General features: G+C 31.8%; 13 protein-coding genes. 1 reads left to right on the top strand and 12 read right to left on the bottom strand.

The window, feature by feature from the left end:
- Positions 1-154 precede the first annotated feature (154 nt).
- The 11 genes from hpf to EP747_RS10190 form a co-directional block, all read right to left on the bottom strand.
- The gene (gene hpf, locus EP747_RS10240) at positions 155-700 is read right to left on the bottom strand and encodes a ribosome hibernation-promoting factor, HPF/YfiA family (RefSeq protein WP_129689776.1); all 546 of its coding nucleotides are present in this window, start codon (positions 698-700) and stop codon (positions 155-157) included.
- A gap of 273 nt (positions 701-973) precedes the next feature.
- Positions 974-1,171, bottom strand: coding sequence for a cold-shock protein CspD (gene cspD, locus EP747_RS10235; protein WP_056469532.1), 198 nt, complete (start codon positions 1,169-1,171; stop codon positions 974-976).
- A gap of 277 nt (positions 1,172-1,448) precedes the next feature.
- Positions 1,449-3,269 (bottom strand): APC family permease, encoded by a 1,821-nt coding sequence (locus EP747_RS10230; RefSeq protein WP_129689775.1) that lies wholly within the window; start codon positions 3,267-3,269, stop codon positions 1,449-1,451.
- 412 nt (positions 3,270-3,681) lie between these two features.
- A complete protein-coding gene (locus EP747_RS10225; RefSeq protein ID WP_165346981.1) occupies positions 3,682-3,939 on the bottom strand; it encodes a flagellar biosynthesis anti-sigma factor FlgM in 258 nt (85 codons plus the stop codon).
- A 162-nt stretch (positions 3,940-4,101) separates the two neighbouring features.
- A complete protein-coding gene (locus EP747_RS10220; RefSeq protein ID WP_165346979.1) occupies positions 4,102-4,632 on the bottom strand; it encodes a ComF family protein in 531 nt (176 codons plus the stop codon).
- Between the two features lie 146 nt (positions 4,633-4,778).
- Positions 4,779-6,122: a DEAD/DEAH box helicase gene (locus EP747_RS10215; protein WP_129689772.1), complete on the bottom strand. Its 1,344-nt coding sequence runs from the start codon at positions 6,120-6,122 to the stop codon at positions 4,779-4,781.
- Positions 6,123-6,397: 275 nt separating this feature from the next.
- Entirely contained in the window at positions 6,398-7,240 is an 843-nt protein-coding gene (locus EP747_RS10210; protein ID WP_129689771.1) for a DegV family protein, read from the bottom strand.
- 293 nt (positions 7,241-7,533) lie between these two features.
- Positions 7,534-8,211 carry a response regulator gene (locus EP747_RS10205; RefSeq protein WP_129689770.1) on the bottom strand — a complete coding sequence of 226 codons (678 nt, stop codon included), beginning with the start codon at positions 8,209-8,211 and terminating at the stop codon, positions 7,534-7,536.
- A gap of 149 nt (positions 8,212-8,360) precedes the next feature.
- Positions 8,361-9,554, bottom strand: a complete 1,194-nt coding sequence (locus tag EP747_RS10200) for a sensor histidine kinase (protein WP_129689769.1) — start codon at positions 9,552-9,554, stop codon at positions 8,361-8,363.
- Between the two features lie 291 nt (positions 9,555-9,845).
- A complete protein-coding gene (locus tag EP747_RS10195) occupies positions 9,846-10,889 on the bottom strand; it encodes an LCP family protein (RefSeq protein ID WP_129689768.1) in 1,044 nt (347 codons plus the stop codon).
- 84 nt (positions 10,890-10,973) lie between these two features.
- Positions 10,974-11,594: a YigZ family protein gene (locus tag EP747_RS10190; protein WP_129689767.1), complete on the bottom strand. Its 621-nt coding sequence runs from the start codon at positions 11,592-11,594 to the stop codon at positions 10,974-10,976.
- Positions 11,595-12,931: 1,337 nt separating this feature from the next.
- On the opposite strand from EP747_RS10190, the gene EP747_RS10185 reads away from it, so the two are divergent.
- A complete protein-coding gene (locus EP747_RS10185) occupies positions 12,932-13,588 on the top strand; it encodes a sugar transferase (RefSeq protein WP_056469505.1) in 657 nt (218 codons plus the stop codon).
- A gap of 507 nt (positions 13,589-14,095) precedes the next feature.
- Here the strand turns inward: EP747_RS10185 and EP747_RS24215 are convergent.
- Positions 14,096-15,742, bottom strand: coding sequence for an Ig-like domain-containing protein (locus tag EP747_RS24215; protein ID WP_165346977.1), 1,647 nt, complete (start codon positions 15,740-15,742; stop codon positions 14,096-14,098).
- Between the last annotated feature and the right edge of the window lie 15 nt (positions 15,743-15,757).

Here is a 15,757-nt window from a genome sequence, read left to right as displayed (position 1 = left end):
TTCTAATTTTATCATTAAATGAAGATAAGTGACAACCTTATGTCGAGATTGTTCTATTAGAATTAATTAATATTTTTGAAAATAAGCAAAAAAACCAAAAAAGGACTAAGCTAATTGTTCAGCTCAGTCCTTTTATTATTGTTTTTTATTAATTTTATTTGGCTTCAATTAAACCATAACGCCCATCTTTTCTAGCGTAAACGATGTTCGTTTTATTCGTTTCACCATTTAAGAATACAAAGAAGTTATGACCTAACATATTCATTTGTAGAACTGCTTCTTCTGCATCCATAGGTTTTAAATCAAATTGCTTTGTTCGAACTAACTCAATATCATTTTCTTGCTCTTCTACCGCAACAGCTGATTCAGTAATTGATGGTGCAAACATGAATTTTAATGAACCTTTTTCTCTTAACTTACGATTTACTTTCGTTTTGTGTTTTCTAATTTGACGATCTAGTTTATCAATAACTAAATCGACAGCTGCATACAAATCTGCATGCTCTTCTTCTGCACGTAATAACATATACGTTCCAGGAATAGTTACTTCAATTCTTTGCTTGTCGTGGAATACCTTAGCATTAACTCTCGCCGTTAACTCTTCGTCAAAATAACGATCAAATCGCGATAATTTTTTATCTACGTAATCACGAATTGCTGGAGTAATTTCAATATTTTCGCCTCGGATGTTTAGCATCATATGGGTTTCCTCCTTCATCAAGCTCCAAAAATGAAAGCTGTCATACTTATATTCTACACCTCTTTCTCAATTTCCTCCTTGAAATTTTTGTCAAATTTGAGAAATCTCTGTGTCCATTTAATGAACTATTTTTGGTTTATATCAGATTATATTTTTATAATAGTTTAAAGATACTTAAAAATTTAAAACAAAACAAACAAAGGCTTACTCAAATGAGTAAGCCCTCGTGGTCCGAATCTATATAAGCAAATATTTACTTATTAACGGAAAAAATTAAATTTTAGTAACATTAGCAGCTTGAGGTCCACGGTTACCTTCAACGATTTCGAAGCTAACTGCTTGGCCTTCTTCTAAAGATTTGTAACCTTCTGCGTTGATAGCTGAGAAATGTACGAATACATCGTCTCCATCTTCGCGCTCGATAAATCCAAAACCTTTTTCTGCATTAAACCATTTTACTTTACCTTGCATTCAAATCCATTCCCTTCAGTCGAAAACTTGTGAATCTTCTCCACATTTCAACTATACATCATAAAACTAGGACAAGTCAAAAGTAGCTTATCGCCTTTTTTTTCACGAATTCGACAAATAACGAAAAATTCTAATTATTTCCTTACCTATCATATTCGCTTACCTTCTGACTTGTCCTATTATTATTTTCCTATTTTTAAGAAAAGAAAATTTATATCTTTTTTCCTACTGAAGGTTCTTTAGCAACAAATCTTTTCCTTCATCAATACCCTGTCTTCTATACCTTAAATCTATAAGGTACAGTAGTTACAATAACGCTTCGTTTATGAAGTAAATACGCTCGTAGTAACAAGCTTGATTGATTATGTAAAACATTATGCCAATTTTTTCTCGTAATAAACTGTGGTATTAAAACTGTAATTTCAAAGCCTTGTTCATGAGCTTTAGCTTCCATTTCATCTATTACTTTTAAAAGAGGTCTAGTGATTTCTCGATACTCAGAATGTTCAACAATTAATTTTACGTTTGGATTCCATGCTTCCCATTTTTCTCTCATTTGCTCTTCACTTTCTTTATCAAAAGAAATGTAAACAGCATAGACTTCATCAGCAATCCCTTGAGCATATTGCATTGTACGTTCAACTACTTTTGTAATCCCAGCAACCGGAACAACCATGATATTTCCACTAATTTTTTCAGGAATATCATTGTTTAATCTTAATTGGTCTCCTACTGCTTCATAGTGCTTACGAATTCTTAAGAATAGAATAACAATCAAAGGTAAGAAAATAAATATCGACCAAACTTGATTTAACTTAGTAGTTAAGAAAATAATCGAAACTGTTGCTGAAATAAATGCTCCAACGAAGTTTGCAATTAATTTTGGGAACCAGCCAGCCGGTTTTTCTCTAATCCACTTAATTACCATACCTGTTTGAGAAAGTGTAAATGGTACGAATACACCGACCGCATATAATGGAATTAATTCTTCTGTTTTACCTTGGAAAGCAATAATTAATAAAATTGAAGCTACACCAAGTGTAATAATACCATTTGAATATCCTAAACGATCTCCTCGAAGTAAATACATTCTAGGCATAAATTTATCACTTGCTAAGTTATAAGCAAGCAATGGGAATGCTGAAAATCCTGTATTAGCTGCTAATACAAGGATTAGCGCTGTTGTCCCTTGTATAAAGAAATAAATTACATTTCGTCCGAAAATATCAGAACCTAATTGGGACATAACGGTTTCTTCTGCATTTGGTACAATTCCATACCAGTAAGCTAAAAACATTATTCCCGAGAATAGTACGGCTAAAATCGACCCCATCATTAATAGTGTTTTTGCCGCATTTTTATCTGATGGCTCTTTAAAATTCGGAATAGCATTTGAAATTGCTTCTACACCAGTTAAGGCTGAACAACCAGATGAAAATGCTTTTAAAAGAATAAAGAGTGAAATCCCTGGAACAACAGTACCAACCGCTGAATGAGCTGTTTGTGGTGCATGGCCTGTAAAGACATTATATAAACCTACGATAATGATAATTACAAGTGCTACAACGAATAAATAAACTGGATATGCCAAAATCGAAGCAGATTCAGTTAGTCCTCGTAAGTTTAAAATTGTAATACATATAACCAAAATAACAGCAATAAAGACTGTATGAGCGTGTAAAGCTGGAAAGGCGGACGTAATCGCGTCCGTTCCTGCTGAAACACTAACCGCTACTGTCAAGATATAGTCAACTAGCAAGGATCCACCAGCAACTAAACCTGGAATAACACCAAGGTTTTGTTTAGATACAACATAAGCTCCTCCACCATGAGGATAACTAAAAATAATTTGGCGATAAGATAAAATTAATGCTAATAATAAAATCAATACGCCTATACCAATCGGAACCGAATACCAATACGCTACCGCCCCAACCGTTGTTAAAACGATTAGAATTTGCTCCGGACCGTATGCTACTGAAGAAAGCGCATCAGAGGATAGGATTGCCAAGGCCTTCGTATTCGATAACTTTTGTTCACTTAACTCTGTTGACTTAAGTGGTTTACCAATTAAGTATCGTTTTAAAATCGATAACATATGTACACCTCTACATAAAAAGTTAAAAACTAAACCATTTGAGTTTATCACATTATTAGAAAAAATTGTGTGATATATTAAGAAAATCTTTCCATAATTTTATTAAGTTTTTGTCAAAATAATTAATATTAACTTTCCTCTAAATCAAATTAAAATACTATAAAGTAAAAGACCACTTTAAAAACTTCACGATCTAAATAACTGAGGCTTTCGTTTCGTGTGAAAATCCTTTATTATTTCCTTACCTATACACAGAAAGAACTTAACATTTTTGCTAAGTTCTTTCCTACTTTCTTCTTATATAGTTAACAATTTTAGTAACAATCCGGTTCGGTTGTTAGACTTTATTTCATTTAGTTTAATACTTAACTTCTTTAATCAATTCGTTTGTGTATCTTGTTTAATTATGACTTTATTTCTTATTAAAATAACTAAGCATTTTTTCAGCCACTTTCATTGGTTGAACTTTGTATGTTCCCTCGTCAATTTGTTTTTTTAATTGCTGTATACGTTCATCACGTTTTGCGATTTGTTGATTGACGATTTGATTATCCTTCGCTTGAGGGGAGATTTCTATTATACCTTCTTGTTCTCGTTTATTTTGTTCTATTTTTTCTCCGCTGTATTGATATAAATGAACTTTATCCTCATCCGATGTATTATCCTTCATTTTTCTCACCTCATCGCTAATCGTTTTATACCTCGTCATTTTATTATTAAATTACGATCCTTCTATCTATATTTTTGTTTTATTCTGTCCTATGACCACTATTTATATCGGTAAAATTCGTAGTAAAATTAAGTTCTTTTAAACATGACAAGCCACCAAGCTTTATGCTCGAATTAATGTTAGTGAGTGTACTTCAGTAGCACCATTTTGTAACAAAATGGTTGCGGCATCTTGTATCGTTTTTCCAGTTGTATACACATCATCAAGTATTACGATTGATTCGTTCTCTATTTTTTCCTCACCACAAAAAGAAAAAACTTGTTCTCGGCTTAGTCTTTCATAACGGTTTAACTTACTTTGTTTTTCAGTATGAATTCTTTCTAAACAATTTGTTAAGTTTAAACCTGCATATTGTGCGAGCACTTCTACTTGATTAAAACCTCGTTCCTTTAGTCTCGCATCACTTAAAGGTATTGGAACTATTTTATAATTTTTGAAAGAATTTTCATAGTATTCCCTCAAATCACTTGCAAATATAGATGCTAATTGAACATCACCACTAAATTTAAAATTATTGAGCCACTCTTTTACTTCGTTTGTGTAATGAAATATCGACTTATTAATAATTAATGGCATATCTAGCTTTAAACTCATATACACTATACAATTTTGACAATGCTTTTGATTCTCCATAATGGAACCGCAACAAATCTCACAAACAGGACCAATAATTTTTTTAAATTTCGCTAGACATTGTGAACAAGCTGATTCATTCTTTTGAAAAAACAATTTATGCAAGGTAAACTTCTCAACAAAATGAGCCCCACAATATACACAAATCATTTATTATCCAACCAACCTTTCTCGATACCTAAATGATTCATTAAAAGTATTTGCTTTTTAGCTTTGACCATTTCTTCGCTAATTCCATTATGAAAAAAGATAACCTCTCCATTTGCATAATTAATATGCCTACCAGCACGACCAGCAATTTGAACTAGTGCACTTTCAGTAAAAATCTCATCATCAGCACCTAGTACTGCAATTTGGCTATTCGAAATCGTCACGCCTCTCTCTAAAATTGTTGTTGTGATTAAAACTTGAATATCACCATTTCGAAAAGCACTTACTTTTTCATGTCTTTGTGGATCTTGACTATGAACTGATGCTGATTTAACTGTTATTTTTTTAACAGCTTCTTCTATAAAAATACATTCATTAATTGTAGGGACAAACAAAAAGATGGGGCAGCCTTTTTGAATATATAATTTTATCCATTTATCTAAAGAATTTGGAAGTTTTTGTGATTTGCGGATCGTTTTACGCCAGTTACCAATCCATTTAAAGCTCGGTACAGGTAGGGGTTGCCTATGGTATCTTGCGGGGACCATTACATTTTTAATTTTATCTTTTAGCGCAAGTTGTTGTTGTTCACTAGAGGGGGTAGCAGTCATTTGTACTGTAGAACCTTTAATCGTTCTTGATTCATTTGCAACCCAGTGCAAATTCGTTTCAATATTATAAGGAAAAGCATCAACTTCATCGATAATCAATAAGTGGAAGGTACGCCTAAATTTCATTAACTGATGTACTGTACAAATCGTTATCCTATTCCGATCCCATATCTCTTCACTCCCCCCATAAAGTACTGCAATTGAAATAGTAGGGAAGGCTTGTCTGAATCTAATCGCTAGCTCTAAAACAACATCTACTCGAGGAGTTGTAATACAAACGAATTTACCTTGCTGTAGTGCAGCTTCAATCCCTTCAAACAACATTTCTGTTTTTCCTGCACCACAAACTGCCCAAAGTAGCAAATTCTGATTTTCACACACAGCTTCAACTACTTTAATAGATGCTTCTTTTTGCTGTGGTGAAAGTTTACCATCCCATTCGAGTCCAGTAATTGAAGTATCTAATTTCATATCAACTTCATTAATGACTAACTCTGTACACGTCGACATCTTTCCCATAATGATACATTTTCGACAATACGTACACTGTGATGAACATTTTGCACAAAAATGAGTAGCGAAAAGTTGTTGATTTTGATTACCACAACAAAAGCATTGAAAACGAGTTTTAACTTTTTGAACCGCTTGTATGATTAGACTTGTTGGAGGGATGTCCTGAAGGTTTATTGTGGGGAGAAGTTGGAGTTTTCTACCGTAAAATTTGTCCATTTTTAACCTACTTTCCTTATAATGATTATTCTAGTTAAAAGAATTAGAATATGTGGGCATCTTTCAATATTACATTCAATCAGTCACTAATAACATGTACACTAGTGAAAATTTGTTGTCAGCAATATAAATAATTTGTGTCATTAACGTTTGCTAAGCACACCAAAATATTAGCGATTCTTTCTATTTTTAATGGGATAACTAGATTCTATTTAAAATAACAAATTTTCACTACACAAAAACACAAAAAAGCCCCTAATTAAAGGAGCTACTATTCAAATAATATACCAACCCAATCCTAAAGCACCTTCACCAAGATGCGTTCCAATTACTGGGCCAAAATATGAAGTTTCTAATTCAACATTCGGATATGTTTCACTAAGTTGTTGGGCTAGCTTTTTTGCATCTTCTTCACGATTTGAGTGAATAACGACTGCTTTCATTTTTTCGCCTTTTGATGCAACTTCGCCAAATAAATCTGTAATTCGCTTCATTGCCTTTTTTTCGGTTCGGATTTTTTCAAAGGCTACAATTTGTTTGTCTACAAATGTTAGAATTGGTTTTACTTGTAGCAAACTTCCTACAAATGCTTGTGCACTTGAAAGTCTTCCACCGCGTTGTAGGTGATCTAAATCAAAAACCATGAAATAAGCATTTGCAGATTGTTTTATTTCATCTAAACGCTCAATAATTTCAGTTGGTCCAGCACCTTTCTTTGCCATTTCTGCAGCTTCAATGATATAAAACCCTTGGACCATGCAACTAATTTCTGAATCATAAGCGACTACTTCTAAGTTATCAATCATTGAACCAGCTGATACAATACTTTGATATGTTCCACTAATTCCACTTGATAAAGTGATTACAACAACAGCCTCATATTCTTTTGATAGCTGTTCAAATTTTTCAATAATCGTGCCGTATGCAGGCTGTGAAGTTTTTGGAAGCTCCTTTTGTTCACGGACCTTGAGGAAAAATTGTTCAGCTGTAATTTCAACTTCTTCTTGGTAGGACGCATCTCCGAAGATTACATTAAGAGGCAACATATGTATATCTAAAGAATCTCTTACTTCCTTAGGGATATAAGATGTACTATCTGTAACAATTGCAGTTCTCATTGTCATATCCTTTCTTATATATATATAGTAACGTTTAACTATGTATTTATTGGTTTAATTTTACACAACTAATTAAGTAAAATCATTGTATTTCATTCTCTTTACTCTGAGCCAATTCGACAATTCAGTTAGACTTAGAAAGACTTATTATACTTAAAAGCCTATTTATTGAAAAGAAAAATTGGGCATTTTATTGATTCTATGTAGACTAAAGTGAAAAATTAAATTTATTATCATTGTCTACAAACTAAAACAGAGTACCGATCATCCGATACTCTGTTTTTGGCATCCAACTATTTCACTTCTACCCATGCGTTACGAATTGCCGTTACTACAGCATGAGTACGGTCATTTACTTCGAGCTTTTGCAAAATATTACTTACATGGTTTTTGACAGTTTTTTCACTAATGAAGAGAGCTTCACCAATAGCACGGTTACTTTTACCATCTGCTAACATTTGAAGTACTTCACATTCTCTTCTAGTAAGTAAATGTAATGGACGGCGCACTTCTACTTCACGAGATTTAAATAATTGTTCTTTAAGTGATAATCTTCTAAATTCTTCTACTAAGTTGTGGGTAATCTTCGGGTGTAAATAACATCCACCTTTTGTAACGACTTTAATCGCTTCAATTAGTGTATCTGAGTCCATTTCTTTTAATAAATAGCCTCTTGCACCCACTTTTAGGACATGAGTTACATATGATTCATCATCATGAATTGACAAAATAATTACTTTTGCATCAGGATATTTTTCTAGTAATGCTTTTGTAGCAGTTACCCCGTTCATTGTTGGCATGTTTATATCAACAATAAATATATCTACTTGATGTTGATCCATGATGTTTACGACCTCTGTACCGTCTGAACCTTCAGCAACAACATCAAAACTCTCTTCAAAATCTAGGATTCTCTTAATTCCTTCACGAAACAGTTTATGATCATCTACAATTGCAATTCTAGTTTTCATTTCATTACTCCTCTGTTTATTTGATCTAGTTTGCTAATCTATCGAAATTTGTAGAAATTGGTATTTTTTTCTAAATTATAGTATATTTTAACATATTTTTTTAATGGTTTCGACGCAAATCTCCCAAAATATGAAATAAAATTTTACTTTTAGAAATTTTCAGACGTTTCATTTTGAAATGCCATTTCTAGTTCATTCTCTATTTCTACATCTAAAGTGATTCTAATTGTCGTACCAACGTCTAGTATAGATTCGATTATAAAATCTCCATTCAATAATTCAACGCGTTCTTTCATTCCTATTAATCCAAATGAGTTTTCACTTTGGCCTTCTCCAACAGGAAAACCAACTCCATCATCCTGAACGTAAACATTAATTTTATTTCTTAAAAACTCTAATCTTACAAAGATTGTTGATGGGTCGGCATGCTTACACGCGTTTTGAACTGCTTCTTGGATGATCCGAAAAATCGCAACTTCTATTTTTGAATTAAGTCTTTTTTTGCTTTGACCGCAATATTCAAATTTAATTTCAATATGCTTATACGACTCAAGCGATTTTAAATATTTATTAAGAGCTGGAACTAAACCTAAATCATCTAATGCCATTGGGCGTAGATCGTATATAATCCTTCTAACTTCCCCTAATGCACAACGGACTTGTTCCTTTATATCACCTAATTCTTTTCTTGCATCTTCTTCTGGTCTTTGGCGATATGTTTTAATTAAAAAGTCTGACTGCATTAATATACTGGCCAACGTTTGGGCAGGTCCGTCATGTATTTCGCGTGATAACTTTATACGCTCCTCTTCCTGAGCTTGTATCAGTTGAAATCCGAATTCTTGTTTTTGTTTTGCATCTTCAAGTAAATGACTAACTTGGTTAAAGTCTGTATTAAGGTAGTTTAAAACAATTGAAATACGGGCAACTAATAATTCGGCTTTTTGTAGTTTCTCTAACAAAGTCTGAAGTCTATTTTCTAATTCTTTTCTACGATGATTTAAAACTTTTTCTTCCTTTAATGAAAGAAAATGCTGTTCCTGAATATTTTGGGCAGTTTCATATACTGCCTTTACTTGCGATTCAGTATACCTATTATAATCCCCATCTACTTCAGTTAATTTTTGACGTGCCGCTCGGGCTAATAAATCTAATCTAACCGTATTTTCAATCTTCTCCACTACTTGTAATTTCACTTCTTCAAGCTCTACTCTTAATTTCTCGTATTCTGAGCGAGTATCTTCAACAATTCCAAACACATGGGACTTACTATCTATAACAGATGAGAGCATAGTATCCATGATTTCGTCTAGTGTCTGATTGTCCATTTTCCTAGCTGTCATTCACCTTTTCCCCCATTAGCCTATTACTAAATGACTAATAAATTTATATATATCTAATATTATAATGTAATTAGGATTATAATTGTACAAAAATTTGAAATAAGCAAAAATTTTAATATTTTCCGATTCAAACCTTATATTACCAATATATATTGGTATTTTATTATAAGTTTTAAAAAATACATACCCTTCTATAACATCCTTAACACAATGTTAACAAGTATTACAAATATATTACGATTGACCCAATAAAAAAGCTGATTCCTGTAAAAGAATCAGCTTTTTGCCTATTTATTGATTGGTACTATTTTCATTTTCAGAACTACTATCTGAATTAATTTTATTAGTTGTATTAGTTGCATGTGGTTTTTCCAAACCTAAGTGTACTCGGAATTTGTTAGTAATTTCACTTACACTTTCCTCTTCAGGAACATAATAGTAAATACCGTTAATCGTATCATCATGACCTTTTAATTTTATTGTTTCTAAGTCATTTTCAGTGATATTAGGTAAATGCTTCGCAAGTGAAATACCACCGCTCATTTTCATATTCGTACTAATATTTTTACTGAACACTTTCGCGTATTGATCCATTTTCATGATTGTTTCAGGTGATTTAATTTCATTTAAGATCGCTTTAATTACTTGTTGTTGTCTTTCTTCACGTCCAAAATCACCACGAGGATCACGTTTACGCATACGAGAATATGCTAATGCTTGTTGTCCATTTAAATGCATCATACCTTTTGTAAAGTAAACCTTTTTCCTTGGTGTAGTATCTGTATTTTCCCAGAAGTCAAAAGGTACATCAACATCTATTCCACCAACTGCGTCAACTATGTTTTTAAAGCCATTAAAGTCGACTGTAACATAATAATCAATTGGTACATTTAAGAATTGCTCAACTGTATCAACTGTTAATTGTAAACCACCATATGAATATGCATGGTTTATTTTAGTTTTTTCTGCATGTCCTGGGATACTTACATATGTATCACGAGGAATACTCATTGTTTTAATTGTCTCCTCTTTTGGATTAAAAGTAGCAAGGATCATCGAGTCAGTTCGTCCACCCTTTCCACCAGTTGAATAGTTCTCAATTCCTAAGAAGAGAATTGATATTGGATCTTTTGATATTGCAACTTTTTCATTTCTTAAGTTTGAAGAAATGTCTTCTCCTTTTGTTGCTTTATTTAATTCAAGATATGTTTTAACGCCTTTATATCCTACAAAAACTAAGGCTACTAAAATGATAAGTAATAATACCCTAGCAATTAAGCCTCTCTTTTTCTTTCTTCTTTTCTTGGCCATTTTTCGAGAATGATTCTGATTCATATGTTCGAAGAGACCTCCTTTAAAGTTAGTATGATTGTTCTATTTGAAATTAGTCAAAAATTTACTATTTAAAAAGCTAAACTACTACATGTATTTAACAATACTTTCATTTATATGGCAACTACCATTTGTTAACTCAATCATCCAGTTTTTGAAGATATCCACTTCATCAATCTTAATCCAAAGTTCAAAGCTTACTTCTTCCATGTGGTTAACATTTTCTAAATGATAATGTGAGTTCCGCAGAGCGAACTCTACTTTACCTAACAATTTATAATTAATCTTTATGTTCATTACTTTAACTAGTGAGCGTTCAACAATTCCAACAGCGTTTAACCCTTCACTGACTGCCTGTCCATAAGCACGAATTAATCCTCCTGCTCCAAGCTTTTTACCGCCAAAATACCTTGTTACAACAACAACAGTATCTTTTAACCCTCTCTTTTTCAAAACTTCTAACATTGGAACCCCAGCCGTACCACTCGGTTCACCATCATCATTGGCTTTTTGAATTTCATCATTTTCACCGATTAAATAAGCTGAGCAATTATGAGATGCATCAAAATGCTTTTTTTTAATTTCTGAGATGAATCGTTGCGCATCAGCTTCAGTTTTCGCTTCATTTATGTAACAAATAAATTTCGATTTTTCAATCTCAATCTCATGACTACCAAAGCCACAAACAGTGAAATAATTCGCTAGCATTTAACACCTAACCTTTCGACTAAATTAAACAAAATTTCGACTCACTTCAATATATTACTACAATTATTCATTCCATTCCTTAAAAAACACTAACATTCTTCAAAAGTAAGTATTTACTGACAAGATTTTATACAGTAACATTAGTAATAATGCTTAATAATCTAGTTGGAGACTTTAAGCAACTACAGGATGATCAGCCAATATGTTCTAATCATTCATACGAATATCAAACTTTCTATCCACTCTGCATAAAAAATTTATTTCAATTACTAATTCCACATCAAGAGATTTCTACTAAATACAAATTAAATTTAACAATTTGAAAACTAAATGATAAATCCATTTTATCTTTAGTCATATCCAGTCATGTCCCCACTAAAATTTATTTGTTTTTTAATTTAATAATTAAAGTTTTATACAAAAGATTATTCTGCTTACGCCTTATTTGAGGAAGAAGATTATACTAAATGATCAAAAATATTAGAATCATATTTCTTCTGCGGTAATAAGTTTAATAATGCGGTAATTAAAAATGCAATTAATAAGGGTATTTTATTTACAATCAAAGTGATGAAAAAGCGACACTCCACTCTGAATATTATATATATTCCTTTATAAGACTATATAAAGTATAAATTGCGCCCACTTAATTCAAAGTCAAATAAAACAGCAATTATTTGCTAAAGTGTTAAAAAAATCTTGAGTAATTACGAAAAAGGGAGTTGATATTTGAAGAAATACTTACGATTTAAAAGAAGGATAAAAATCCTAAATTTATTCATAATAAATTATAAGGAGAATCATCAAAATATTGTTATTACATACCCATTTACAACAAAGGTTATAAAAAGGATTAATGCTCGACGCAAATTAAACAAATTTAAATGTTATTAGATTGTAGTAAGAGCCTCTTTGTTCTTATAACAGATTTTATTTAGTTATTTTCTTACAGTAACTTTTAAGTATGGAGAATAGCTGCTAAATCAATCTATATGGGGGTTTTAATTTCTTTGGAAAAGTGCTATTACACGGGACGTATTTTTCCACTTACTTTATGCTAAAATAATAATACTTAAAAAGTCGAGCTGGACAAAACTTTAATCAATTACTAATTATTGTAATGCCGATTATTAAATCATTCTTGCACACACTATAAGTGTAAGGTACCCTTGTGAACTTTTTATGTGGAGTAATAAGCTTGTAACATAAAAATAATTTGATTTTTTTCTGCGAACATTTATAATTGTTATGATGTTATAAAACGTAAACGTTATACATTAGGACATGTTGCAATGCACTTGCAAGGATGGGCCTAAATTATAAACTGGGGTGTTTAAATGGCCTTACAGAATACTCAACAAAAGGTTGAAAGCCGATATTCTATTCAACAACTTGAGTCATTAAAAAAGAAAAGTATTTTTTATTCATTTATAAAAAGAACATTGGATATAGTCTTTGCGTCGCTCGCGTTTGTCATTTCCTTACCGTTCGTATTGTTCTTTATCGCATTAATTAAAATCGATTCCCCTGGTCCTGCTCTTTTCATCCAAGAACGAGTTGGATTAAATGGGAAAATTTTTAATATTTACAAGTTAAGAACAATGCGTATGGATGCAGAGATAAATGGACCACAATGGGCTAGTACGGATGATCCTCGCATTACAAAACTTGGTCACTTCCTTCGAAAAACTCGTATTGATGAATTACCGCAGTTTGTCAATGTATTACGTGGGGATATGAGTCTTGTTGGTCCTAGACCAGAAAGAGCGTTTTTTTTAGTTAAGTTTAATCATGAAGTACCTGGCTTCACTAATCGCTTAACAGTCAAACCAGGGTTAACTGGTTGGGCACAAGTGAATGGCGGGTATGAATTAACACCGAAAGAGAAGTTAGTCTTGGATTTACACTATATTGAACATCGATCAATCATATTGGACATTCGAATTATGTTTAAAACAATTAAAGTTGTCTTAACTGGTGAAGGTGCTCGATAAGTAATATAAGACAAGTTCAGAATTCTCTTTATTAAAAATAAGAATAGTTTAACAAAGGCCTTTTCTCAATTGGGAAAAGGCCTTTAATTTTTTTGTTATAGTAAAAAACATTTTAAATTCCGAAAATTACCCACAATTTCAGTAGTTTATTAACAATTTGTGGATAACATAGAATACTTATCCACAATCCATTTGTTTATAAATTAATGCTAGTAGTGACGAAATATAAGGATACGACAAAATTCTTCCGAAATGAAAAATATTAAACCTTTCTTTCTGTCGATAAATATTCATTTTATTCACAAGTTATCCACATATTAGAAACAAATTGCATTCATCTTATATTAATTTTATGTAAAACATATCCTGAACTACTAATTTATCGAGTATTAAAAATGAAGCAATTATATACAGAGTTTGAAACAACTTTATTTACTCTTTCCAATAAAAACTCTAAAAATAAAAAAACAATGCAATAAGAAAAAACCTTATCGCATTGCTTTTTAACTATTTTACAACTTTAATTGTACGAACACTTTTGTTTCCCGATTTATCTATGACATAAACCTTTAAATATGTGTTTGCTTTCTGCACTTTTATTGACACAGAAAATTTACCACTAGAATTAACCGAGCTTTGACCTATTAATGTACTTTCTCGATAAACCTTCACTGAAGCATATTTCTCAGCACTACCTGTTACAGTTTTTGATTTTGAAGTAACTTTATTAACAACCGGAAGAGCTGGTGGTGTTTTATCTAATACTTTTAAAGACTTTGCTACACTTACATTTCCAGCTTTATCCGTAGCAGTTACACTAACTGTCGTTCCACTTTTTTGCTTTGAAATTGTAAATCTATAGCTTTTATTTGATGCAGCTGTTGTGCTTTTTTGAAGCTTGTTATTAATATATAGTCTTACTGTAGAACCTGCTTCTGCTGTTCCGGTAATAGTAGTTGATTGATCTGAAACAGTATTCATTGTGGGTGTTGAAGGATTTGTTTTATCGATCGTAAAGGTGATTGTAGTTGTGTTACTTTCTTCATCTTTCACAACTAAAGTGTATTTGCCTTGTTTACTTACTATTTGACCATTTTTAAATCCTGCCCCATTTAATAAAGCAGTACCTTCATCAAATGTAATCTTTACGTCTTTATTATAAGAAATATTATTTTTTACCCCAGTTACGATTGGAGCTACAAAATCTTTCTTTTTGGCAATATATGCAGATGATATATATCCTGATGTTTTTCCATCAGTTGTTTTTACTGGGAACCATACAAAATGATTTGAGCTACTATTTGGTACAGTGTATTTAAATTCTCCATCAATAACAAAAACCTTATTTAAAGGTTGGGATGTATATGAAGATGAAGTATTCGGTTGTGATCTTAGTTTTGTGCCAGCCGTTGTAACTTTGACGATATCGCCTTTTTTCAATAAATAAGCAGATTCATGTAATCCACTTGTCATTGTATAGTACAATTTATTAAATTTTATACTTTCACTTAGGTTGGGATCATAAGTAAAATCATCATATGCAAATGGATATTGAGCAAGTTTTGTACTTCCTAATAAACTTTGGTCTTCAATGATTTTAAACACTTTATCTTGGTAAGTATCCCAATTCCTTATGATTAAATGATCATCATTTCTTTTTAACGGGCTATTCACAGGCATTGTACCGTTATACGCCATAACAGGAAAATACCAGTTTTCAATAATTTCTCTTCCCGCACCTTTTATTTTTGGTAATGATGATAATCCGTACTTCTGATTTAAAATATTAACACCAGTCTCAATATTATATACGATGTCATTTTTTAATTTCTCTGTATCGATGTTTGAATCCGTCACTTGCATAATTCCAAATCCATTATCTAAAGAAACAACCGGTTGTCCTTTTTCATCAAATTGTCTCCAAGATGATTCTTTCATTGCAATTGATTTTACAACCTCAGGTGGTATATTCTTACTTAATGCTGCATTCGTTAATAAACAGTTAATTTGTTGATTAGATGGATTTTCCTTTGGCTTAATTTCGCCCATTGGCAAACATTTTGCAGACCAATCTGTTGCTGCTGATGCTTTTCCTGCAAGCAAACCAATAGAAAGTGTCGTTAATAAACCTACTTTTAATATTTTTGATTTCAAACTTTCACTCCTCCC

The organism is Gottfriedia acidiceleris (assembly GCF_004138285.1).
Taxonomy (GTDB): Bacteria; Bacillota; Bacilli; order Bacillales; family Bacillaceae_G; genus Gottfriedia; species Gottfriedia acidiceleris_A.
This window is presented reverse-complemented; position numbering and strand designations above follow the sequence as displayed.

What these genes read in the sequence shown, in the direction of transcription:
- EP747_RS10225 (WP_165346981.1), bottom strand. Translation starts at nt 3,939, where the DNA reads ATGAAGGATAATACATCGGATGAGGATAAAGTTCATTTATATCAATAC.
- EP747_RS10185 (WP_056469505.1), top strand. Translation starts at nt 12,932, where the DNA reads ATGGCCTTACAGAATACTCAACAAAAGGTTGAAAGCCGATATTCTATT.
- EP747_RS10230 (WP_129689775.1), bottom strand. Translation starts at nt 3,269, where the DNA reads ATGTTATCGATTTTAAAACGATACTTAATTGGTAAACCACTTAAGTCA.
- cspD (WP_056469532.1), bottom strand. Translation starts at nt 1,171, where the DNA reads ATGCAAGGTAAAGTAAAATGGTTTAATGCAGAAAAAGGTTTTGGATTT.
- EP747_RS10220 (WP_165346979.1), bottom strand. Translation starts at nt 4,632, where the DNA reads ATGGAGAATCAAAAGCATTGTCAAAATTGTATAGTGTATATGAGTTTA.
- EP747_RS10195 (WP_129689768.1), bottom strand. Translation starts at nt 10,889, where the DNA reads ATGAATCAGAATCATTCTCGAAAAATGGCCAAGAAAAGAAGAAAGAAA.
- EP747_RS10200 (WP_129689769.1), bottom strand. Translation starts at nt 9,554, where the DNA reads ATGACAGCTAGGAAAATGGACAATCAGACACTAGACGAAATCATGGAT.
- EP747_RS10190 (WP_129689767.1), bottom strand. Translation starts at nt 11,594, where the DNA reads ATGCTAGCGAATTATTTCACTGTTTGTGGCTTTGGTAGTCATGAGATT.
- EP747_RS10215 (WP_129689772.1), bottom strand. Translation starts at nt 6,122, where the DNA reads ATGGACAAATTTTACGGTAGAAAACTCCAACTTCTCCCCACAATAAAC.
- EP747_RS10205 (WP_129689770.1), bottom strand. Translation starts at nt 8,211, where the DNA reads ATGAAAACTAGAATTGCAATTGTAGATGATCATAAACTGTTTCGTGAA.
- hpf (WP_129689776.1), bottom strand. Translation starts at nt 700, where the DNA reads ATGATGCTAAACATCCGAGGCGAAAATATTGAAATTACTCCAGCAATT.
- EP747_RS10210 (WP_129689771.1), bottom strand. Translation starts at nt 7,240, where the DNA reads ATGAGAACTGCAATTGTTACAGATAGTACATCTTATATCCCTAAGGAA.